Source organism: Lacihabitans sp. CCS-44 (genome assembly GCF_024343735.1).
Lineage (GTDB): Bacteria > Bacteroidota > Bacteroidia > Cytophagales > Spirosomataceae > Leadbetterella.
Genome location: NZ_RJUE01000061.1, coordinates 194,735 through 215,865 on the forward strand (window position 1 = coordinate 194,735; position 21,131 = coordinate 215,865).

The 21,131-nt window shown below is 35.0% G+C and carries 20 protein-coding genes; 12 read left to right on the forward strand and 8 right to left on the reverse strand.

Annotated features, from left to right (window positions below):
• Nucleotides 1–4: 4 nt before the first annotated feature.
• Complete coding sequence (locus EGI26_RS17185; protein ID WP_255080302.1) at nt 5–1,111, forward strand: glycosyltransferase; 1,107 nt, start codon at nt 5–7, stop codon at nt 1,109–1,111.
• On the opposite strand, the gene EGI26_RS17190 is transcribed toward EGI26_RS17185, so the two are convergent.
• Nucleotides 1,108–2,373, reverse strand: coding sequence for a hypothetical protein (locus EGI26_RS17190; RefSeq protein ID WP_255080303.1), 1,266 nt, complete (start codon nt 2,371–2,373; stop codon nt 1,108–1,110). The two genes, EGI26_RS17185 and EGI26_RS17190, sit on opposite strands and share 4 nt — an antisense overlap.
• 240 nt (nt 2,374–2,613) lie before the next feature.
• Between EGI26_RS17190 and EGI26_RS17195 the strand changes: the two genes are divergently transcribed.
• The 4 genes from EGI26_RS17195 (at nt 2,614) to EGI26_RS17210 (ending at nt 5,108) form a co-directional block, all read left to right on the forward strand.
• On the forward strand, nt 2,614–3,684 hold the full coding sequence (locus tag EGI26_RS17195; protein WP_255080304.1) for an SGNH/GDSL hydrolase family protein: 1,071 nt from the start codon (nt 2,614–2,616) through the stop codon (nt 3,682–3,684).
• A gap of 108 nt (nt 3,685–3,792) precedes the next feature.
• Nucleotides 3,793–4,107, forward strand: coding sequence for a 50S ribosomal protein L21 (rplU, locus tag EGI26_RS17200; RefSeq protein ID WP_255038233.1), 315 nt, complete (start codon nt 3,793–3,795; stop codon nt 4,105–4,107).
• Nucleotides 4,108–4,136: 29 nt separating this feature from the next.
• Nucleotides 4,137–4,403 carry a 50S ribosomal protein L27 gene (gene rpmA, locus EGI26_RS17205; RefSeq protein WP_255049611.1) on the forward strand — a complete coding sequence of 89 codons (267 nt, stop codon included), beginning with the start codon at nt 4,137–4,139 and terminating at the stop codon, nt 4,401–4,403.
• A gap of 108 nt (nt 4,404–4,511) precedes the next feature.
• Nucleotides 4,512–5,108 carry a NifU family protein gene (locus EGI26_RS17210; RefSeq protein ID WP_255080306.1) on the forward strand — a complete coding sequence of 199 codons (597 nt, stop codon included), beginning with the start codon at nt 4,512–4,514 and terminating at the stop codon, nt 5,106–5,108.
• A gap of 4 nt (nt 5,109–5,112) precedes the next feature.
• On the opposite strand, the gene EGI26_RS17215 is transcribed toward EGI26_RS17210, so the two are convergent.
• Together EGI26_RS17215 and EGI26_RS17220 are read right to left on the reverse strand one after the other, a co-directional pair.
• A complete protein-coding gene (locus EGI26_RS17215) occupies nt 5,113–6,591 on the reverse strand; it encodes a helix-turn-helix domain-containing protein (protein WP_255080307.1) in 1,479 nt (492 codons plus the stop codon).
• A gap of 37 nt (nt 6,592–6,628) precedes the next feature.
• A complete protein-coding gene (locus EGI26_RS17220) occupies nt 6,629–7,075 on the reverse strand; it encodes a hypothetical protein (RefSeq protein ID WP_255080308.1) in 447 nt (148 codons plus the stop codon).
• Nucleotides 7,076–7,111: 36 nt separating this feature from the next.
• Between EGI26_RS17220 and EGI26_RS17225 the strand changes: the two genes are divergently transcribed.
• The 5 genes from EGI26_RS17225 to EGI26_RS17245 are packed head-to-tail and all read left to right on the forward strand — an operon-like array spanning nt 7,112 to nt 13,120.
• Entirely contained in the window at nt 7,112–8,776 is a 1,665-nt protein-coding gene (locus EGI26_RS17225; protein WP_255080309.1) for a T9SS type A sorting domain-containing protein, read from the forward strand.
• Entirely contained in the window at nt 8,773–10,794 is a 2,022-nt protein-coding gene (locus EGI26_RS17230; protein WP_255080310.1) for a thioredoxin domain-containing protein, read from the forward strand. Before EGI26_RS17225 ends, EGI26_RS17230 begins: the two co-directional genes overlap by 4 nt.
• A gap of 2 nt (nt 10,795–10,796) precedes the next feature.
• Entirely contained in the window at nt 10,797–11,450 is a 654-nt protein-coding gene (gene pxpB, locus EGI26_RS17235; RefSeq protein ID WP_255080311.1) for a 5-oxoprolinase subunit PxpB, read from the forward strand.
• A 7-nt stretch (nt 11,451–11,457) separates the two neighbouring features.
• Nucleotides 11,458–12,387 (forward strand): biotin-dependent carboxyltransferase family protein, encoded by a 930-nt coding sequence (locus EGI26_RS17240; protein WP_255080312.1) that lies wholly within the window; start codon nt 11,458–11,460, stop codon nt 12,385–12,387.
• A gap of 13 nt (nt 12,388–12,400) precedes the next feature.
• Nucleotides 12,401–13,120 (forward strand): 5-oxoprolinase subunit PxpA, encoded by a 720-nt coding sequence (locus EGI26_RS17245; protein WP_255080313.1) that lies wholly within the window; start codon nt 12,401–12,403, stop codon nt 13,118–13,120.
• Here the strand turns inward: EGI26_RS17245 and EGI26_RS17250 are convergent.
• From EGI26_RS17250 to EGI26_RS17260, 3 genes are read right to left on the reverse strand one after another with little or no spacing between them, the layout of a single operon-like run.
• Nucleotides 13,098–14,399 carry a TolC family protein gene (locus tag EGI26_RS17250; protein ID WP_255080314.1) on the reverse strand — a complete coding sequence of 434 codons (1,302 nt, stop codon included), beginning with the start codon at nt 14,397–14,399 and terminating at the stop codon, nt 13,098–13,100. The genes EGI26_RS17245 and EGI26_RS17250 overlap by 23 nt on opposite strands.
• 8 nt (nt 14,400–14,407) lie before the next feature.
• Nucleotides 14,408–17,494, reverse strand: a complete 3,087-nt coding sequence (locus tag EGI26_RS17255) for an efflux RND transporter permease subunit (RefSeq protein ID WP_255080315.1) — start codon at nt 17,492–17,494, stop codon at nt 14,408–14,410.
• Nucleotides 17,495–17,496: 2 nt separating this feature from the next.
• The gene (locus tag EGI26_RS17260) at nt 17,497–18,582 is read right to left on the reverse strand and encodes an efflux RND transporter periplasmic adaptor subunit (RefSeq protein WP_255080317.1); all 1,086 of its coding nucleotides are present in this window, start codon (nt 18,580–18,582) and stop codon (nt 17,497–17,499) included.
• A gap of 184 nt (nt 18,583–18,766) precedes the next feature.
• Here EGI26_RS17260 and EGI26_RS17265 point away from each other — a divergent pair, with 184 nt between their 5' ends.
• Nucleotides 18,767–19,930 carry an NRAMP family divalent metal transporter gene (locus tag EGI26_RS17265; protein WP_255080318.1) on the forward strand — a complete coding sequence of 388 codons (1,164 nt, stop codon included), beginning with the start codon at nt 18,767–18,769 and terminating at the stop codon, nt 19,928–19,930.
• 71 nt (nt 19,931–20,001) lie between these two features.
• Nucleotides 20,002–20,130, forward strand: coding sequence for a hypothetical protein (locus EGI26_RS17270; protein ID WP_255049625.1), 129 nt, complete (start codon nt 20,002–20,004; stop codon nt 20,128–20,130).
• A 12-nt stretch (nt 20,131–20,142) separates the two neighbouring features.
• Here the strand turns inward: EGI26_RS17270 and EGI26_RS17275 are convergent, their stop codons facing one another.
• Nucleotides 20,143–20,421, reverse strand: a complete 279-nt coding sequence (locus EGI26_RS17275; protein WP_255080319.1) for a rhodanese-like domain-containing protein — start codon at nt 20,419–20,421, stop codon at nt 20,143–20,145.
• Nucleotides 20,422–21,117: a RadC family protein gene (gene radC / locus EGI26_RS17280; protein ID WP_255080320.1), complete on the reverse strand. Its 696-nt coding sequence runs from the start codon at nt 21,115–21,117 to the stop codon at nt 20,422–20,424.
• Between the last annotated feature and the right edge of the window lie 14 nt (nt 21,118–21,131).

The window sequence follows — 21,131 nt, forward strand, 5'->3', positions numbered from 1 at the left end:
AATTATGCATTTTGTACATATTTTGTCCTATACTTGGGAAAACGGTGGGGCGTCAAAAGTGGTTTATGATATAGCGAAATTCCAGGTTGAGCATGGTGAAAAAGTGACCATAATTACGATGGATTTGGAAGGCCAAAAAAGATATAAGGATATTGAAGGAGTGAACTTTATTTCCATAGCTCCGCAATTGCTCACTAGGTTTCTTCCGTTGTTTTCCTCTGAATTATGGCAAATTTTGAAGAAAAATGAACATGGCTTTGATATCGTTCATTTGCATGGTTTATGGAATTTTACTTTGTTGGCGGCTTATTTACTCAGGCTGCATAATAAGAGTATTGTTACGGTTCATGGCTGTGCCCATCCTTATACTTTCATAGGAAATAGACTAAAGAGGGTGTTGTTTACTTATAGTTTTCAAAAAAAATTTCTGAAAAAAGCAAGAATGGTTCATGTCCTTCATGAAGGAGAAAAAAATGAAGTAGCAAATTATCTAGGACAAGAAACATTAAATATTAGAATTATCCCCAACGGAATTGACGTACCAAAAATAAATTTCAAAACCATAAAAAAAGCCAACCAAGTACTCTTTTTGAGTAGGCTTCATCAAAAAAAAGGGCTGGATTTGCTTTTGCCAGCATTCAAACAAGTTATAGCTAAAATTCCTGATGCTCAGTTGATCATTGCAGGGCCTGACTTCGGAATGCTGGGTTTTGTTCAAGATTTTATAAAAAAAAATAAACTTGAAAAGTCGGTGATTTATGTTGGAGCTGTGGATGGGCAAGCCAAAATAGATTTATTACTAAGTTCCAAGGTTTTCACACTTCCTTCTTATTCTGAAGGATTCTCTATAGCTGTTCTAGAGGCATTGGTTTATCAATTGCCAGTGGTTGTATCTACTGAAACAGGACTTTCAAATGAGATAAAAGAATACCAAGCTGGGGAAGTAATAGCACTTAATATCGACTCCATTTCTAAATCAATCGTACAAATTTTACAAGACCAACAGTTGGCCGATAAAATGGCTACAAATGGTAGAAAATTGGTGGAAGAAAGATTCGAAACTTCAAAAGTTTGTGGCCAATTTGACCGAATTGTAAAACAACTTTTCTAATTCCTCGAAGCTTGTCTGTCTTCCATTATCTTTATTAATGTTAATAATGTTGGTATTATTACTGGCAAAAGGTGTCTTTCGAAGCCAAATGCTATGGTGTATGGTATAAAATATAGACCAATCAGACTTATATATTTAAGGCTAAGTGAAGCATGATATTTCCTGTTTTTACCCAGTAACAATAGAAATAAATATACCAAACAAAACCATTGCAGCAGTCTAAATACGAGCATATAAGCCATCCCTAGTATTTTCAGTGGTGTAGTTAGGTTCTTTTCAAATCCAGGAAAAATTCCGTTTGGCCGAATATCAAACCAGATGGTTAGGATTTTGGTGGGCAATAATTCTACAATTTCTTTTTGGTGATTTTCAAAATAAGTGACCGTTTTTTCTTTAAACAATTCATTGAATTCCCATTCATTTTTTATAGAATAAGGAATTTTATAGTAATCCTCAAAATCTAAAATATCCAAAGAATATTTTGGATAAAGTTTTGCAGTTCTTTCGTTGTTTCCTTTATAAATATTAAACCACTCTAAAGAATATTTTAAGGTGAATTTTCCAGAGTTTTTTTGATTAAAAGAAGCCAAAGAAAATGCAGAAATAACTAATAATAAAAGACTTGCTATGATAAATTTTGTTTTTTTTCTGTCCGTAATCAGAATGATTACAGATAGAATTGGGATTATGTATAAGAAAGTATTCTTTGAAAAAAACAGTAAAGAAGGCAAAACAATAAAATATGCTTGTTGCCACTTTGTAAATGGTTTATCGTTGGTTACCAAAAACCAATAGTAAGCCAAAATAGGTATGATATAGGCTTCTTCAAGGTCAATTTGGAGACCGTGTAGGAACAATTGAGGGAAACTTAGTAAAAACCCCGCTATGATGACTTTAAAAATAGGCTTGATATTTCTTTTGTTTATACCTTCGTGCAGAAAGGGAATCCAAAGCAATGAGAAAATTAGATTTTTAAGAAGTGTAACAAAAAGTATCTTTTGCGTGCCAAAAATTATGCTCAAATAGGCAATAAAATAAGGAATCGCCGGGAGTCTGTGGGCTCTAAAATCAATGTCAATATTGTCTGCATATTTACCTTCAAACTTGTTATGTTTAATGATGTTTTCTACAACGTCACCGAAATTAAAAGCTATTTCAAAAATTGAATGGTTCCAGTCTTTAAGATAAAAAAAATGCAAGAAAATAGAACCTCCCAGTAAATAGATCAAAGTAAATAAAACAAGTTTGGCTTTAGAAATCATAAAGAATTGTTGATGAAACTTTCTTTTTAGTGAAATACTTCCCAAAATTAGTATATAATCTCTTTGTTAGGATAGTTTTTTTTCTGTCACCAAACCAGTCTTCTTACATGTTTGTAATTTTAATAGCTCAATTTATTATCTTTGCCCACATTTTGGAAGAATCATTTAATTTGACAAAGGCATACTATGCTGATATTCCAAAATTTATTGCCTTTAATCGATGCCTAAAAAAAACTATAAATGCTAAAAGGTATTTTATCGAAAATCATCTATTTGTTCTACGTTTTGATCATTGTAGCGGTAGCATTAGAGATATTTCTTCGTTTTTTCTCGCCCGTTCCAGTTCGTATAAAGGGAAATGAGGTTGTTTTGCCCAAAAATCAGAAATACACTTTGCCTAATGACAAGTTTTCTAAAATATCCAAAAATGCTATTCACACTAAAAATTCTGTAGGATTTAGGGGTGAAGAGTGGGATGTCAACTCAAAAAAGACAAAGATTATATTCGTGGGGGGAAGTACAACAGAGTGTTTTTTTATAGATGACAACAAACATTGGCCTTTTTTGGTCGGCAAAAAAATAGGATCCCAATTTTTAGTGAACAATGCTGGACTAAACGGACATTCGACAAAAGGGCATATTTCACTGCTAAACGGATATTTGTCTGAATTAAGGCCTGATTTTGCTTTCTTTTTAATTGGCATAAACGACCTTGCCACCACCGAAAATGGCGGAAATAGCTTCGATAGAAAGCTTACTGAGAAAAATGGCGAATATTATGTGTTACAAATTGAGGAACATTCAAGACTAGTAAATCTAATTCATTCATTTTATAGAAGTTATCAAGCCTTTAAATTGGGAGTAAGAGACAATGCTGAATGGACTTTGAAAAAGCAAGACATGCAGAATTACCTTAGCCAGTATGAAATGAACAAAGTTCTTGAATTACACAAAAAAGCTCAAGCACAGTATGCGAAAAGGGTTTTGTCTTTGATAAATATTTGTAAAAAGAACGGTGTAAAGCCCATATTCGTTACACAACCTTTGCTTTTTGGAGAGGGAATTGATCCAACTTCGGGTATAGATTTGGGCAACTATGAAATTTACAACATGAGCGGCATTCAATATTTTCAGAAGCTCGAAATTTACAATCAAACGGTGAGGGAATTGTGTGAAAAGCAGAACTTAAAGTGCATAGATTTAGCGAAATTGTTACCGAAAGACAGTAAATATTTTTTTGATGATATGCATTTTTCAGATGCCGGTTGCGAGAAAATAAGTGAAATCATTTTTGAAAATTGGAAAAAGTAAGTTTTTTGTAATGAAAAAGGGGTTTTATTTAAGTTTCAATTTGTTTATTAGAAATAAAATCTTAATTTTGCACTCCAATTTTTTTATTATCATTTAAATTTAGCTAAGATGTACGCAATCGTAGAGATAGCAGGCCAGCAGTTTAAAGTTGAAAAGGGTCGTTTCATTTATACCCACCGTTTGGCGGGAGAAACGAACGCTGAGCTTGTTTTTGACAAGGTACTCCTTGTTGATAATGGCGGTGCAGTTTCAGTAGGAGCTCCAACCGTGGCAGGTGCAACCGTAAAATGCACAATTATTGAACACTTGAAAGGTGAGAAAGTCATCGTTTTCAAGAAAAAAAGACGTAAAGGTTATCAGAAGCAAAATGGACACCGTCAGTCGTTGACAAAGATTCAGATTGACGAAATAATTGCAGCTTAATTAATTAATATTTAAAACATTAAAAGACGATGGCACATAAGAAAGGAGTCGGTAGTTCTAGAAACGGTCGTGAATCAGAAAGCAAGCGTTTGGGCGTTAAATTGTATGGTGGTCAGTCAGCTATTGCTGGTAATATCATCGTTCGTCAGCGTGGAACAAAGCACAATCCAGGTCAAAATGTTGGTTTAGGTCGTGACCATACTTTGTTTGCTTTAAGAGATGGTCTAGTGACTTTCAAAAAAGGTCGTGATGGCAAATCATTTGTACATGTGCTTCCTGCACCTGTAGAAGCTTAATTTCCGTTAAGAAATTCGAAAAAAAGAGGCTCAGCCTCTTTTTTTATGCCCAAAAATCAAACTTAATCTATAAAACTGGTGTTTTAAAGGTTAGCAAAAGATAATTATATGTTGAAGAGAAATACTATGATTTACACAGAATTGAGTCCAAATCCGAACTCAATGAAGTTTGTTCTAAATTTTGAAATAGTACCTGAGGGTTTGTCATTCGATTATCCTGATATGGCTTCTGCCATGGATGAATCTAAAGCCTCACCTCTTGCGGCAGATATTTTTCAGTTTCATTTTGTTCAAAGGGTATTTTTGTCTTCCAACTTTATTACTATCACCAAAGACTCAGATATTGAATGGGAAGAGTGTTTATTTGACCTTAAAAAATTCCTGAAGATATTTTTTGATGAGAACAATTCTGTTTTTGCTCAAAAGACTATAGATTCTAATACCTTAATTGTAGATGCCAATGATTCTTCTATAGTTGCCAAAATCAAGGCTACATTGGATCAATACGTACGTCCGGCAGTTGAATCTGACGGTGGAGCTATTAATTTCTCCTCGTTTGACGAAGAATCGGGATTGGTGAAAGTATTCCTTCAAGGCTCTTGTAGTGGATGTCCATCTGCCACTATTACGCTCAAATCAGGTATTGAACGTTTATTGACCTCTATGGTTCCTGAGGTTAAATTGGTAGAGGCAGAAGAAATATAAGCAATTAAGATAGCTTTGCAATAGCCTCTTTCATTTGATTTATTTGCCTTTTTTTCTGTAGAATAGTTGGTGCAGCGACTCTTTCCTTACAATCAAAAATCGAGCATTTTTCACACGTTTGATTTACCTTTTGGTGCTTTACCTTTGAATCATTCAAGAAAGCGATTTTTTGACTTACCTCCGGGGATATTTCAAAACCGATACTTACACTTACATTAGTGCTTTCCAGAATATTCAAAGGTCTAGCAATAGATATCACAAAGTATTGATTTCCAGCATCTTCATAGTCTGACACTTGAGCTTGTATAAGCAATTCGTCTTTCTTGTTTTTTTGTAAAGACGATAGTTCGTCAAGTATTTTTAGAGAAACCCATCTTCGGCAATAGTTTTCGTTTTTGCTTTCTTGCGGGTCATGCAATTTTGAAAGGTGCAGCTCTTTTGTTAAAACATAATCTTTTGAGCCTACTGGAGCTTCAAACCTCAAGAAAAACAATTTGTCAATTTCAAAACAATTCGGAAGGATACTAAAAACCCTGTGAAGTAAGGTTTCTGGAGTGGTTTGAAACTTATTTATTATATCACTTAGCTTTTTCTCTGAGAACTTTTCTGATGAAAAAAGTTGCTTTAAACTTTGAACCAAAGGCTCTTTTTTGATCAAAATAGCCCCAGCGAAATATGAAGCTTGGAAATTATTAAAAACCTCATCGAAAGAGTTAACTTGAATCCAGGAGGATGTCATAGGTCTCATTTTGAGGTTCATGTGTAGGAAACCCAATTCTCTTGCCAATGTAAAAGCTCTTTGATCAGACGATATCCTTTTGTTAATTAAGAGTTTTTTTGATTTCGGAATAAATACTGACCTAATCGAGCCTAAAATTGGATAATCTTTTTCATCGAAAAATTCAATGATTATTCCATACTGATCAGAAAGTAGATTTGACAAATAAAATTCGTCTATTACTTTTTCATCAGGAATGTTGTTCTTTTTTAAAAAATCTTCTGCAATTTCTTCAAGCTCTGGGAAATAGTTGTTGTGCATTTCTTGGTAGGAGCGGAGCACAGCAAAATAGAACTGCTCCACACTCATACTGTAACTTTTACCAATTTTTATGATGGTGTTGATAAATGCACTTAGCTTGGTAGGTGCATCTGACAGCATTTCCAACAAATTAGCGGGGTCAATTCCAAAAAAATCAAATGGGATTTCAGTTAGAAAATTCGATTTGAGTAAATTAGAAATAGGCTGAAGTTTTTTGTTAAGTTTTAGAGAAACCAAATTGTCATATTCAATTCCCAAAGCCTCCGCCAAAGAAGAAATTTTGTCCGCTTTTGGGTATTTTTTACCTTTTTCAATTTCATTGATATAAGACATCGAAAGGCCCGAAACATTTGAAAGATCTTGTAATGAAAAGTTCTTTTCTTGACGTAATTGCTTGAGTTTTAGCCCAAATATCAACTTTATGTGATCGGTGTTTAGACTCATGGTTTAAAGAGGGCTAATTTTAAAGTTTTAGACAAATTTAGTTTTTAGATTCAACAAATTCCATATTAATTTCTGACCCAACACCAGACAAAAAATTACCTGTACTGGCTTGCAAAGTCAGTTTTCCTTTCGAAAGCGTAATTATCTTAAATTGTCCTTTAAAACTTGTGATGTTGATATCTAAAACCGTTTCTTGAGAAAGTAAATCCCAAGTTCCTCGGTTTAAAATGTTTTTCGTGAGTTTATCAACAGCTCTGGTCTCTTTATCTGTCCGAAACTCAAATTGCAAACCATAAAGGGCTACTGCCGCGATATTTAATTCCGAGTTGGTTAGAGTTTTTCCGTTTGTGTCAGTATATCTGCTTAATTGCCAGCCATTTAAGGACAGTAATTCAGATTGACTAAGATTCGTTGGTTCTACCTTGTCATCCTTACAAGCCAAAGAAATGAAAGTAACAAATGCTATTATTAAGACTTTTTTCATTTTTTTTGAGTTAATTTTGTAATAAAACGAAATAGAATGCCTACAAATTTAGGAAAGAAATATTTAGGATATATTAATAGGCAATTTTATATATTTATTTTTTGTATTTTCTCTATTTCTAGCTATTCTCAGACCTGTCCACAGACCCTCGATTTTGACTTTAAACCCTCTCAATCGGGCAATGGAATCAATTGGTTACAATTTCCGGAGTTTGAATTACCGTTCAAAATCGTCTATGGTGGACCTTCTAGATTTGTGAATACTGGGCTAATGTTTAAGCGAGGATTTACGCATCTTTCGAATCCGAATTTTTTAAATCTCATACCAGAAAAAAATAGAGCATTTATACAATATAGTGTTGCTTACACAAATCCGGCTCAGCCTTGGATGACGCATAAATCACCTTTCAACAACGATTTGAGCGTTTCACAAAAATATTGGGACTCGGAAATTACCAGAATGATTGATGAAACTAATGGAGTTGATAGGATTGCTTCTGATATTTTTGTGTTTGATGTAGAAACCCAACTAAAATCGGATGATTCTATTTTGGTATTGAAGAATTCTAGCGTGGTTCCACAGCAATTTAGGAATTTATCCAATCAACAGTTTATTGAGCAATATAAGCGTGGAATTCAGGAATTGTATGGAAAAGCCATGCAATACATTTTGGAAAAAGGAAAAGTGACTGCTCAAAATGTTAGTTCTTACTCAGATGCCCCCATTCTCAACACTTTCATAAATATTCAGGGGAGGTCATGGGATGCTTGGAAAACTGATAAATCTGTAGTGAATTATTTGTGTTATGATTTTGATAAGAATCAGGTAGGTGGTTTGGCCTATAATTCACAGACATTTATGACACCTTCGGCTTATTTTTATTATGACTATCCACATCCTTTTGCGGGTGAGTATTTGTCCTATTTGTTGTTTCAAATTGAGGCCAATAGAGCTTGGACGAATAAAGAACAAATGCTTTTCGTGTGGGGAAAATATAGCTTTAACAAAGAGTTTGTGCTGAAAAACATAAAACCCTGGATGGCGGAATCGATGGCTATTTTTCCGTTTTTTGCTGGAGCAAAGGGTTTATGGCTTTGGGAGGATCCGACAATTACAGAAAACGATATGTCTAATTATGAGTACTTTACAAAGGGTTTATATAGGCTGTCGAAGTTTAAAAATATGTTTGAGGGCGATTACAAACTTATAGAGACCATATCTGCAAGAGAGTATAACGAAACCAAGAAGCCAATTTGGAGAGGAGTTCTGAAAGAAAATAAATTGCTTGTAGTGGCTCATAACCCGAACGCTAAATCAGATACAGAAGAAGCTAAAATATTGGTCAGTTATGGTAATTTTAGCAAAGAAATCACGCTAAAAGGCTATGAAATCTTTCTCTGTCAGTTTGATCTTTTATTGGCAACAGGCCTTGAACCAAATATCAATTTTACAGAATTACAATGTTTTCCTAATCCAACCTCAGGACAAATAAGGGTACAATTTGAACTGAAATCTGCCACGAATTTTAGATTAAGAATTACAGATATTTTGGGTAAAACTCTTTATAATGAAGAAGTTAAATCCAAAGAATTGGTTTTCGATAGATTGATAAACGTTTCGGACTTTAAAGCCAATGAACTCATAGTCAGTATAGAAGATGGGTCATCTTTAGTTTCCAAAAAAATTATTATTGCACAATGAATCATTTAGCCAAAGAGACCAGTCCATATTTACTTCAGCACAAAAACAATCCTGTAGATTGGTATCCATGGGGGCCAGAAGCCCTTCAGAAGGCTGCTGATGAGGATAAAGTTATTATTTTGAGCATTGGTTACTCGGCTTGCCATTGGTGCCACGTAATGGAGCATGAATCTTTTGAAAATGAGGAAGTTGCGAAGGTCATGAACACTTTTTTTGTGAATATTAAAGTCGACCGTGAAGAAAGACCTGATATTGATGGCATCTACATGGAAGCTCTTCAAAACATGGGTTTAAGAGGCGGATGGCCATTAAATGTTTTTTTGATGCCGAATACCAAGCCGTTTTATGGTGGTACATATTTTCCAAAAAAAAATTGGGTAAATCTTCTTTATGGAATTCAAGAGTCATTTAAAGAGAAAAGAGCCGCTTTAGAGGAGTCAGCGGAAGGTTTTGCCCAAAGTTTAAACAACAAAGATTCGGAGAAATATTTGTTTGGAATGGACGAAACTGATTACAGATATTCTTCGGATGAGCTAAATCAAATAGAACAAAAGCTTTCAAAGGACTTTGATGAAGAATTGGGTGGAATGAATCGTGCACCGAAGTTTCCAATGCCCAGTGTTTGGAATTTGGTCTTGAATTTATCGATTCATGCACACAACAAAGCTACTATTTCTCAATTACAAAATACTTTAGATAGAATTGCACTTGGAGGTATATTTGACCATTTGGCTGGGGGCTGGACGAGGTACTCTACGGACGAAAGATGGAAAATTCCACATTTCGAAAAAATGCTTTATGATAATGGACAATTGGTGAGCCTTTATACCAAAACATTTCTTTTTTTTAGTTCAAAAGAAGGTTTTACCGAAAATTTGAAACTTTACAAATGGGCTGTAGAATCAAGTGTAAATTGGCTCAGATCAGAGATGACTTCAGAATTTGGAGGTTTTTATGCCGCTCTTGATGCTGATTCTGAGGGTGTTGAGGGTAAATATTATGTTTGGACAAACGAAGAAGTATCCAACATTTTAGGAAAAGATGCACAACAATTCATGACTACTTATGAATTTTCTAAACAAGGAAATTGGGAGCATGGAAACAACGTTTTGCATTTAGAGGCCATTCCTGAAAACTGGGAATTTTTAACAGAATGTAATAAAAAATTGTTGAAATTTAGAAATTCGAGAATAAGGCCCGGTCTGGATAATAAAATAATTTGTGGGTGGAATGGTTTGATGCTTTCTGGTTTAATAGAAGCATACAAGGTATTTGGAATTGGATTAGATTTGATTGAAAATAACGTACAATTCATTGAAAATCATTTAGTTTCTGAATTCAGAAATGAAGATGGAGTCGAAGCACATGGACTTTGGCATCAGCATGATGTGAAGAAAATTCCAGCATTCTTAGACGATTATGCTGCTATAATTGAGGCTTTTATTCAATATTATCAAATAAGTTTTGAAGAAAAGTGGCTTTTTAAAGCTCAAAGCCTAATGAATTATACTTTGGCAAACTTTTTTGACCTAGAAGAATCTCTGTTTTATTTTACGGATATTGAAGGTGAAAAATTAATAGCCAGAAAAAAGGAAATTTTTGATAATGTGATTCCAGCTTCCAACTCCATGATGCTAAAGAATCTCTACTTTTTAAGTCGATTTTTAAACAATACAGAGTATTTTGAGCTTTCAAGTCGCATTTTTTCAAAAATAAAACCCTTGTCTCTAAAAGATCCACAATGGTTGAGCAATTGGACCGATGTTGGACTTTTGTTTTCTTCTAGTCCTTTTGAGATTACAGTATATGGAAAAGGATTTAAAGAAATTATAGCAGAAATTCAAAGAAATTATTACAATCCCAATACCATTTATTTCGGAGCAGATAATGAGTCCACATTACCAGAGTTTGAAGGAAGAATGCAAAATCCTAACGAGATAAACATTTATGTTTGCGTTGATAAAGCCTGCCATTTACCCGTAAAAACAGCTCAAGAAGCTTTAAAACTACTAAAATAAGCATGAAAAGCCCTTTCACTTTGTCTATTTTGTCAGAAAAAGCGATTTGCATTTTCTTGAATAAAAAAATAGGGTTAGAGGCTCATGAGGAAGTTTTAAAGATAAAAAAGTCTCTTAAGTCCCAGAATTGGCCATGGTTAGTCGAAACGGTTCCTTCCTATAATTCCATAAGCATATTTGTAGATTTTAGTTTTTATAATTCCAATACTTCTTTGTTGACTTTTTTTGAAAATTGGTTTTCTGAAAATGTAATGGATGAGTTTGATTCTAATTTCCAAGAATCAATACTCAAACAAATACCTATAAAGTATGATGGTATAGACTTGGATTATGTTTCAAACTATTGTAAACTATCTGTAAATGAGTTTGTTGCATTGTATTCAAAAACTATTTATACGGTGGCAATGATTGGTTTTTTGCCAGGTTTTCCATATTTGTTGGGGATGGATGAGAGGCTATTTGTCCCTAGAAAAAATACTCCAAGGCTAAAAGTTGCAAAGGGAAGTGTAGGTATTGGTGGTTTTCAAACAGGTGTATATCCATCTGAAAGTCCGGGTGGATGGCAAATAATAGGTACAACTGCACTTGAACTGTTTGATTTAGAAAAGCTGAGTTATCTTTCTATCGGAGATAAAGTAACATTTAAACCGATTTGAAATATCAATGAAAATATTGAAAAAAGGTGTTCTAAGCACATTCCAAGACCAGGGGAGGTTTGGTTATCAATCCGTTGGAGTTAATACTGGTGGAGCGATGGACAGTTTGGCCTTAAGGTTGTTGAATATAATTTTAGGAAATCATTCAAATGAAGCCGCTTTAGAAATTCACTTTCCAGGTCCACATATTGAATTTGAAGAATCATGTATTTTTGCCATAACAGGTGCAGATTTTAATGCTACTTTGAATGAAAAATTGCTAACTAAGAATAAAATATATCAAGCAAAATCTGGTGATTATTTAGTCTTTAAACACAAATTGAATGGAGAAAGACTGTATTTCGGTGTGAAAGGTGGCTTTGAAATTTCAGATTGGTTGCATTCAAAATCTACCAATGCTCAGTTGAATTTTCCAGAGTTTTCTCAAATTATAGCTTTAAGAAATAAATGTGAGCTAGAAAATAGTCAAGTCAATTATGGAGTATCTTTTGATTATGACTTCGTCGATAAAAAAATAAGATTTGTACCCAGTTTTGAGTTTGATGAATTAGATATTGAATCGAAGGATAGTCTGCTAAATTCAGAATTTTTAATCACCAAAGACTCCAATCGCATGGGTTATAGATTAAGTGGTGAACCTTTGGCTCTATTGCAAAACAAGGAAATGGTTTCTGCATCGGTTACAAAAGGTACCATCCAACTTTTGCCTGATGGACAGTTGATTGTTCTGATGGCCGATGCCCAAGTGAGTGGTGGCTATCCTAAATTAGGTTTTGTTATTGAAAAAGACGTTTCCAAATTGTCTCAGCTTGGTTTTCAATCAAAGATTGAGTTTGAAATGATCAGCTACGAGCTGGCTGTAGAAATAATGCTGCAGACCGAAAAAACTTTTAATCTGATAAATAAATCATTAAAGCTTTGTGAAAAAGAAAATTGATATCAACTGTGACATGGGAGAATCACTTGATTTTCTCTATTCAGGGCATGATGAAGCCCTCATGACTTTCTTAACTTCAGTCAATATAGCCTGCGGTTTTCATGCTGGAAGCCAGGAGATTATGGACAGAACAATAGAGAATGCCCAAAAGTATAATTTAAATATTGGAGCTCACCCTGGTTTTGATGATAAAGCAAATTTCGGAAGAAGTGAAATAGATTTATCATTCGTAGAGGTTAAAGAACTGGTAAGTACGCAGTTATCTGTTTTGGATAAATCCTTGAAAGCGAAAGGTTTAAGAATGAAACATGTCAAACCTCACGGTGCTTTGTATAATATGTCCGCAAAAAACTCTGAATACGCCCGAGCAATTGCTAAAGCTGTTTATGAGTTTGATAATGAACTCATCCTCTTTGGTTTGTCCGGTAGCGTGAGTATATCAGAAGCCCAAAGAATGGGATTAAAGACCTATGCGGAATGTTTTGCGGATAGATCGTATCAGTCTGATGGTTCATTAGCAAATAGGAGCTTAGTAAATGCTTTAAAGTCAAATGTAGAAGACATAAAAAAACAGACCCAATCACTTGTGAATGGGTCTGTTATAAGTACTTTAGATGGAAAACTTATCGAACTTCAGTGCGATACTATTTGTATTCACAGCGATACTCCGAATGCTTTGGTATTTGCAAAAGCTATTTATGATATTAAAATTACTTCATCAATTGGCCGCTGATGGTCAATAAGTCTAGCTGTGATATTTTTACATTGAACTGAGCACTTACCAAGCGATTCAAAACCGTATTGTACCGAGTTTGGGCGTCGTTTATTTCCAAAATAGTAGATGAGCCTAACTTGAATTTTTCTAATGAAATAGATAGGTTTTCAGCTGCAATTTCTTTATTCTCTTTTTCTAACTCAAGAAGTTTCTTGTCAGTTTCGTATTGAAAATAAGAAGTGGTTAGCTGATTTTCTAGTCTATTCAGTAAATCTGCTTTCTGTGCTTGAATTATTTCCCCATTGATTTTTGATGACTGAATATTCCTGTTTATCAACTGACCATCAAAAATCCTCCAAGATGCCGAAACACCAGCATTTAAGCCAACTGACTGGTTAAAAGTAATCAAACCCGCATTGTTTGAGTTAAAATTGTATCCAAAAGAACTGTTCAAGTTGATTCTTGGCTTTTTAAATGAACTCGCTTCTTTTTGACTCAGCAAGTTAATTTCCTCAGTTTTTTTCAAATTCAAGAATTCAGGATTCTGTGATTTTGCTTGGTCTATCAAAAAAGATAAATCATACATAGGACTTGCAATCTGCTCTTTTTCCACTTCAAATTCTATCTTGGGATCTCGTCCCAAAACGCCATTGAGGCTGATTTTTGCATTTTTTAATTGATTGCTGTTGTTGGTCAGATTGGTCAATTGGGTACTCAAGTCAGCTTTTGACTGTAAATAATCTAATTTTGAACCTCGTCCAATCTGCCACCTTTCTTCAGTTATTTTGAGCCTTTCTTCATAATATTTTATGATTTCATTTAAATACTCTTCGGTATTCTGTAATCTTTGAATATCAAAATACACTTGCATGACATTACTCAGCGTATTTTGGATTGCTAGTTGCTGTTGAATTTTTGACTGCTGACCCTGCGTTTTTAGTCTTTCAAAGACAGTTTGCATTCTTCTGCCATCATAAAGCGTATATGCTAAAGCTAAATTACTGATTGGAGAAAGTGATCTACCAAAACGATTAATTACTCTACCGTCTACAAAGTTCTGGTTTACTTGATTGAAAGAAGAGTTAAAACTCGTGTTCCAGTCAATGATTGGAGACATTCCTGCATTGGCCTTAAAGATTTGGTTTTGAGCTAGTTCAACTTGTTTTTCAGATACTTTCAGGCTAAAATTGTTTTCTAAAGCATATTTCTGAGCGTCACTCAATTTTAATAAGCCCTGCGATGATGCTGCGTATCCAACGAGTAGTAAAAATACTACTTTAACTAATGATTTTTTCATAAATAATATCAAGCTTCGGCCATTTCTTCGATGGCTTTCATCCTTTCAAAGTTTTTCTTTTTACTTAAATAAATATACATGGCAGGGATTACGTAGAGTGTCAAAATCAATGACATTACCAATCCGCCAATAACTACAATACCCATTGAACGTCTGCTAGATCCAGCAGAACCCAGAGCAAGTGCAATAGGTAAGGCACCAAAGGTTGTGGCTAATGTGGTCATTAGAATAGGTCTCAATCGCAACGATGCGGCCTCTACGGCAGCTTTAGCCTTTGGATATCCTTTTTCTTGCAACTGATTTGCAAATTCTACGATCAAGATACCATTTTTAGTAACTAAGCCGATCAGCATAATCATACCGATTTGGCTGAAAATATTAAGAGTCTGATCAAATAACCAAAGAGATAAAACGGCTCCAGCTATAGCTAAAGGTACAGTAAACATGATGATTAATGGATCAACGAAACTTTCGAATTGGGCCGCTAAAATCAAGAATACCAAAATAAGGGCAAGTCCAAACGAAAACAAAGTATTTGAGGAACTCTCAGCAAAGTCTCTTGAAGAACCTGTTAATGCCGTTCTTACTTTTTCATCACCAAGCTTATCTCTGATCTCATCCATAGCTTTAATACCGTCTGCGATAGTCTTTCCAGGGGTTAATCCAGCAGAAACAGTAGCACTCATGTAACGGTCATAATGGTACAATTGTGGCGGACTACTATTTTCCTCCACTTTCACAATATTATCTAACTGAACAAGGTCGCCTTGGCTATTTTTCACATACATGCTTTTGAGGTCAAGCGGCTCATTTCTGTCGCCTCTCTCAAACTGTCCAATTACTTGGTACTGCCTTCCATTCATAGTAAAATAACTAAACCTTTGACCTGCAAAAGCCAATTGCATGGTTTGAGCAACATCAGCCACAGCTACTCCTAGACTTTTTGATTTTTCTCTGTCTATTTTAATTGATAACTCTGGTTTGCTGAACTTTAGGTTAACATCTGTGGTAGTGAAAACTGGACTTTTCTGCACTTCATCCATGAATTTTGGAAGGTATTCTCTAAGTTTTGCAAAGTCAGGAGCCTGAATCACATATCCTACAGGCAAACCGCCTCTTTTATTTACTGCTATTGTTTGTTGCTGATTTACAAATGCTCTTGCGTCTGGCAATTTCTTCAATAAGTTAGAAACCGTTTCAGCCACTTCTGCCTGAGATTTGGTTCTTTGGTCTTTTGGATATAGTGCAATTCTACTAAATCCAGTATTTGCAGCTCCAGAACCACCAAATGATGGAGCAGTCATGGTCATAACACCAGCAAGCTCAGGAACAGAGTCCTTCATCATTTTGCCAGCTTTCTGAATATATTTGTCCATATAATCATAAGAAGAACCCTCTGGGCCTGTAAATTGTACTTGCAAAGCACTTCTATCATCTAAAGGAGCAAGTTCAGATTTTAACTCACCCCAAAAGAAGTAAACCATTCCGAAAATGACCACCATGATAGGCATAACCAACCATTTTTTTGTCAAGAAATTCAAAAGACTACTTTTGTAATTTGACTCCATTCCCTCAAAGAAAGGCTCTGTCATATTATAAAACTTCGACTTTTTGATAGTTTTTCTATTCAAATAGGCATTCAACATTGGTGTCAGTGTGAGCGACACAAAGGCAGAAATAAGGACCGCACTGGAGAGCACTACACCGAATTCTCTGAAAAGCTTTCCTACAAAACCCTCCATGAAAATAACAGGTAGAAATACCGCAGCAAGTGTAATAGATGTAGAAATAACTGCAAAGAAAATCTCATTTGCACCTTTTACAGACGCTTCTATCGGGTTCATGCCCTCCTCAATTTTCTTGAAGATGTTCTCTGTAACCACAATTCCGTCATCCACTACTAAGCCTGTAGCTAAAACAATGGCCAAAAGTGTAAGTACATTTATGGAAAAACCAAAAATATACATAATGAAAAATGTACCCACCAACGAAACTGGAATATCAATCAAAGGACGAACCGCTACAATCCAATCTCTAAAGAACAAGAAGATGATGATAACCACCAAAATAATGGCAATAGCTAAAGTTTCCACAACTTCCTCTACCGATTGCTTAACGAAAGTGGTATAGTCTAGGATGGTACCGAGTTTAATATCAGAAGGCAATGTCTTTTCTATTTCTGCTTTCCTTTTGTAAACTTCTTTAGCAATGTCTAAGTAGTTAGCTCCGGGTTGAGGTTGAACAGCAATTCCGCACATAGGAACACCGTTCCATCTGAGTATAGTTTCAAGATTTTCGGCTCCGATTTCTGCATAGCCAATATCTCTAAATTTGATAATTCTATCTCCTACGTTTTTAACAATCATGTTGTTAAAATCTTCAGCATTAGTGAATCTACCAACTGTTTTTACAACAAGTTCAGTGTTCGTACCTTGAAGTTTACCAGAAGGTAATTCAACATTCTCTCTATCCAAGGCAGATTTTACGTCTTGTGTGGTTACTCCCATAGAGGCCAACCTATTTGGATCCATCCAAAGACGCATGGCATATCTTTTGAAACCCCAAATACGTATCTCACTTACACCTTCAATGGTCTCAAGACGAGGAGAAACTACGTTTTCGGCATAATCACAAACATCCAAAATGTTTCTTGAATCACTATTTAAAGATAAAGAAAGAATAGTTTCGGCGTTTGCGTCGGCTTTCCTAACTGTTGGCAAACCATCCAAATCTCTTGGAAGAATAAAAGCGGCTTGAGAAACTTTATCTCTAACATCGTTAGTTGCTTTCTCCATGTCCACATCAAGATTAAATTCTATGGTAATATTAGAATTTCCTTGGTTTGAACTAGAACTCACAGATCTTATACCCTCAACACTATTAAGTGCTTTTTCCAATGGCTCGGTGATTTGCGATTCTATGATGTCTGCATTTGCACCAGGGTAACTCGTACCTACGTTTACAATTGGCGGGTCAATGGAAGGATATTCCCTAACACCTAAATATTGATAACCTATAAACCCAAACAAAAGTATGAGCAGGTTCATCACAATTGCCAAAACTGGCCTTTTGATCGATAAGGTTGATATTGACATAATTAATTATTTTTAGTAAATACTGGACTTCCTGCCTTCAGTGTCATTAACCCGCTAGTTATCAATGAATCTCCAATGTTTAGGCCGCTTAAAACCTGTAAGCTGTTGGCGTCTCTCAATCCGGTGATTATGTTCACTTCTTCTGCTTTGCCATTTCGTTTAACAAACACTTTTTTACCATCAGCAACAGGAATAACCATTTCAGTTGGAATCATAATGGATTGAGAGGTGTTTAAATTCAATAAAACTTTAATAAACATACCCGGCATTAGGTTATTACCACCATTTTGTGAAATTGCACGTACCTTCAAAGTTCTCAAAGCTTCATCTACTTTAGGGTCAATGGCTACTATTTTAGCTGTATACTCGTTATTTGAACCGTCTGTTTGGAATTTAATTATTTTTCCAAGCTTAACTTCCGAAACATATTTTTCAGGAACTGTAAAATCTAATTTCATTGGATTAAACTGTACAATTGTAGAAATAACTGTTGCAGGGGTAACATAAGCACCTAAAGAAATGTTTTTTAAACCAACTTTCCCTGAGAAAGGGGCTCTGATTTCTGTTCTTTCCAATTGAACTTTCAATAAGTCTTTATCTGCTTTTAGAGTAAAAACTCTGTTCTGTGAAATTTCGTATTCTTCTCTACTGATAGCATTAATATCTAATAATTTCTTCTGACGTGCTTCTATTTGATCTGCTAGTTTTTCTTCTAATTCTATTTTTCTCAATTGAGCAAGAATATCATCGTCTTTGATTTTGGCAATCAAATAGCCTTTAGGAACAACGGAACCTTCAGGAATGCTAAGTTTTACAATTTTTCCTGAAATTTCACTCTTAACTTCAACTTCCTCGTTTGCTATTGTAGTACCGGATGAAAAAACGGTCTTTTGAGAATCGCCAAGACCCACCACCGTGGTAGTTACTCTCATAGGTTTGACATCTCCGCCTTTTCCACCCATGGCCGCATTGCCTGGCTTTTTATCACCGGGTTTATCGGATTTTGGTTCAGAATTGTCATTAAAAAAGAAAATTTTACCTAAAATCAAGGCTAAAACTAAGCCAGCTGCTATTAAAAGAGGACGCATAAATGTTGTCTTAAATGGTTTTTGTTACAAATAGAAAGAAAATTTTTCATACACAAATGCGTAATGGATAAGGTATGTATTTTTATAGACAAAAATAAGTTATTAAGAAACTAATCACAAGCCGTTTTTTTATTTGTCATTTTTTGTTTTTATTTGATTTTTGTAAGTTAAATAGGCTTTATTTATGTTTAAAAAATCAGGAAAAGAAATATTTGCAGCAGCATTTTTGATGGCCACTTCGGCTATCGGGCCTGGATTTTTAACGCAGACTACTGTTTTTACCGAAAAACTCCTTTATAATTTTGGCTTTGTTATCGTAGTTTCCATCATAATTGATGTGGTTGCTCAAGTAACTATTTGGCGAACGCTGACCTTTTCTAATCTAAAGGCTCAACAGTTAGGGAATATTTTGCTTCCTGGATTAGGCAACCTTTTGGCCATTTGTGTGGCTTTTGGTGGTCTAGTATTTAATATAGGAAACTTTGCAGGAGCTGGCATGGGGATAAACGCTATGTTGGACATTCCCAACCAATTGGGAATTGTAATAACCGCAAGCATTGTTTTTTATCTTTTTTACTCTAAAAACAGTCTTAAAAAACTTGATTATGTCATTAGAATCCTAGGAATTCTGATGTTAGTTTTGATAACAATAATGATTTTTAAGGCCAAGGTTGATTTCGCAAAACTCATCGGATTTAGTATCTTACCAGAAGTTTTTGATATAAAATCTACCATTACCCTTATTGGTGGCACTGTGGGTGGGTACATCACTTTTGCAGGTGCACAGAGACTCATGGATGCTGGTATAGTGGGAGAAGAGTACTCCAAAGAGGTTGTTAAAAGTGCGTCTATTGGCATAGTTTTTACGGGTGTTTTGCGGTATTTTTTGTTTATCGGAACACTGTCTATCGTTCTTACAGGTATTAGCATTGATGCTAATAATCCAACGGCTTCGGTATTTATGGCCACTTTTGGTAGCATAGGTAAAGTACTATTTGGCCTTATGATTTGGGCAGCGTCCATTACTTCCGTTATTGGAGCAACTTATACCTCCATAGCTTTTCTAAAGGATTTTCATCCGGTTTTTGAACAAAAAAAGAAGTTTTTTGCCTTGATTTTTGTTCTTATTTCGGTTCTGGCAATATTGGTTTTTGGAAAACCGGTGAACTTGTTGCTTTTTGCCGGCTATATCAACGGATTTATTTTACCCATAGGTTTGGCAATAGTTTTACTAAGTATAAGAAATAAAAATATTTTCAGTGGTTTTAAATATCCGGTTTTGCTTCAATTTGTGGCCTGGGTTATTTTAGTTGTTTTGGCTGGCTTTGCTGTTTACAGCTTATTTTGAATTTAATTTTAATCCAAAGTATTCCTTTAGAAATATTTTTGTCCTAAATTTGTAGAAAAAAGAAGAATAATATGTTTGGATATCAATTTCCCACTTGGTTACCTATTTTGTTTTTTGTTTTGTTGCTTTCTGGTGCATTTGTAATAGGCAAATGGTTGGTAAAAAACGACAGAGATTATAAAGGAATCGGAAGAAAGTAATTTTATATACTTTTATTGAAAAATCCCTTCACTCAAGTGGTAAACATTTGCGTTGGGGATTTTTTTATGAATTACTCTGGCCATAATACTGCTTCTGAGGCCGTTGGAACACACAATTATAAGATTTTCATTGTTAGAAATTTCCGAAAGTCGAGTCGTGATTTCGTGTGCGGGTATATTTATTCCACCAATGTTTTGCTCGAGAAATTCTTCTTTTTCTCTAATGTCTACTATTGTACAACTTGGGATATTCGGAATATCGGATAACCCGATTTCGATGATTTTTTTCATTTAAAGCATGTTTTGATCAGCAAAACTATAGTAGCCGTCATTCGCAAATATAATATGGTCTGAAAGGGTCATGTCCAATAATCTGGCACCATCGGTCAATTGTTTTGTGAGTGTTATGTCTGCCTGGCTAGGGTTAAGATTTCCGCTGGGGTGGTTGTGACTCAGAATAATGCAGCTTGAAAGGTTCTCTAAGGCATGTTTAAAGATGATTTTTGGGTCGGCTATAGTGCCTGTTACCCCACCGGTGCTGATTTGTATAGTTTTCGTGACCTCTTGGTTCCTATTGAGGCAAATCATCCAGAATTGCTCATGGTCGAGATCCATCATATAGGGTTTTAGAAAGTTATATGCTTCTTTTGAGTATTTAATTTTGTCCTTCTTGAGCGGATCGGTGTCTTTTCTGCGGCGTGCCAATTCCATGGCTGCCACTATGCTTATCGCTTTGGCTTCTCCTATTCCTTTAAACTTCATCAATTCTTTTACGCTCAATTTGGCAAGTTCATTGAGGTTATTTGCTGTAGATTGTAAAATCAATTTGGAAAGTTCAACAGCGGACATTTCTCGCGTACCCATACCGATAAGAATCGCTACCAATTCAGCATCAGAAAGGCTTTGTTTGCCTTTGTTAAGCAGTTTTTCTCTTGGCCGATCGTCTTCAGCCCAAGCTTTTATACCAGATTTTATGTTGTATGACATTTATAATTTTATTT

What these genes read in the sequence shown, in the direction of transcription:
- EGI26_RS17260 (WP_255080317.1), bottom strand. Translation starts at nt 18,582, where the DNA reads ATGCGTCCTCTTTTAATAGCAGCTGGCTTAGTTTTAGCCTTGATTTTA.
- rpmA (WP_255049611.1), top strand. Translation starts at nt 4,137, where the DNA reads ATGGCACATAAGAAAGGAGTCGGTAGTTCTAGAAACGGTCGTGAATCA.
- EGI26_RS17275 (WP_255080319.1), bottom strand. Translation starts at nt 20,421, where the DNA reads ATGAAAAAAATCATCGAAATCGGGTTATCCGATATTCCGAATATCCCA.
- EGI26_RS17195 (WP_255080304.1), top strand. Translation starts at nt 2,614, where the DNA reads ATGCTAAAAGGTATTTTATCGAAAATCATCTATTTGTTCTACGTTTTG.
- EGI26_RS17190 (WP_255080303.1), bottom strand. Translation starts at nt 2,373, where the DNA reads ATGATTTCTAAAGCCAAACTTGTTTTATTTACTTTGATCTATTTACTG.
- EGI26_RS17270 (WP_255049625.1), top strand. Translation starts at nt 20,002, where the DNA reads ATGTTTGGATATCAATTTCCCACTTGGTTACCTATTTTGTTTTTTGTT.
- EGI26_RS17210 (WP_255080306.1), top strand. Translation starts at nt 4,512, where the DNA reads ATGTTGAAGAGAAATACTATGATTTACACAGAATTGAGTCCAAATCCG.
- EGI26_RS17240 (WP_255080312.1), top strand. Translation starts at nt 11,458, where the DNA reads ATGAAAATATTGAAAAAAGGTGTTCTAAGCACATTCCAAGACCAGGGG.
- EGI26_RS17215 (WP_255080307.1), bottom strand. Translation starts at nt 6,591, where the DNA reads ATGAGTCTAAACACCGATCACATAAAGTTGATATTTGGGCTAAAACTC.
- radC (WP_255080320.1), bottom strand. Translation starts at nt 21,117, where the DNA reads ATGTCATACAACATAAAATCTGGTATAAAAGCTTGGGCTGAAGACGAT.
- EGI26_RS17225 (WP_255080309.1), top strand. Translation starts at nt 7,112, where the DNA reads ATGCCTACAAATTTAGGAAAGAAATATTTAGGATATATTAATAGGCAA.
- EGI26_RS17250 (WP_255080314.1), bottom strand. Translation starts at nt 14,399, where the DNA reads ATGAAAAAATCATTAGTTAAAGTAGTATTTTTACTACTCGTTGGATAC.
- rplU (WP_255038233.1), top strand. Translation starts at nt 3,793, where the DNA reads ATGTACGCAATCGTAGAGATAGCAGGCCAGCAGTTTAAAGTTGAAAAG.
- EGI26_RS17220 (WP_255080308.1), bottom strand. Translation starts at nt 7,075, where the DNA reads ATGAAAAAAGTCTTAATAATAGCATTTGTTACTTTCATTTCTTTGGCT.
- pxpB (WP_255080311.1), top strand. Translation starts at nt 10,797, where the DNA reads ATGAAAAGCCCTTTCACTTTGTCTATTTTGTCAGAAAAAGCGATTTGC.
- EGI26_RS17245 (WP_255080313.1), top strand. Translation starts at nt 12,401, where the DNA reads ATGGGAGAATCACTTGATTTTCTCTATTCAGGGCATGATGAAGCCCTC.
- EGI26_RS17255 (WP_255080315.1), bottom strand. Translation starts at nt 17,494, where the DNA reads ATGTCAATATCAACCTTATCGATCAAAAGGCCAGTTTTGGCAATTGTG.
- EGI26_RS17230 (WP_255080310.1), top strand. Translation starts at nt 8,773, where the DNA reads ATGAATCATTTAGCCAAAGAGACCAGTCCATATTTACTTCAGCACAAA.
- EGI26_RS17185 (WP_255080302.1), top strand. Translation starts at nt 5, where the DNA reads ATGCATTTTGTACATATTTTGTCCTATACTTGGGAAAACGGTGGGGCG.
- EGI26_RS17265 (WP_255080318.1), top strand. Translation starts at nt 18,767, where the DNA reads ATGTTTAAAAAATCAGGAAAAGAAATATTTGCAGCAGCATTTTTGATG.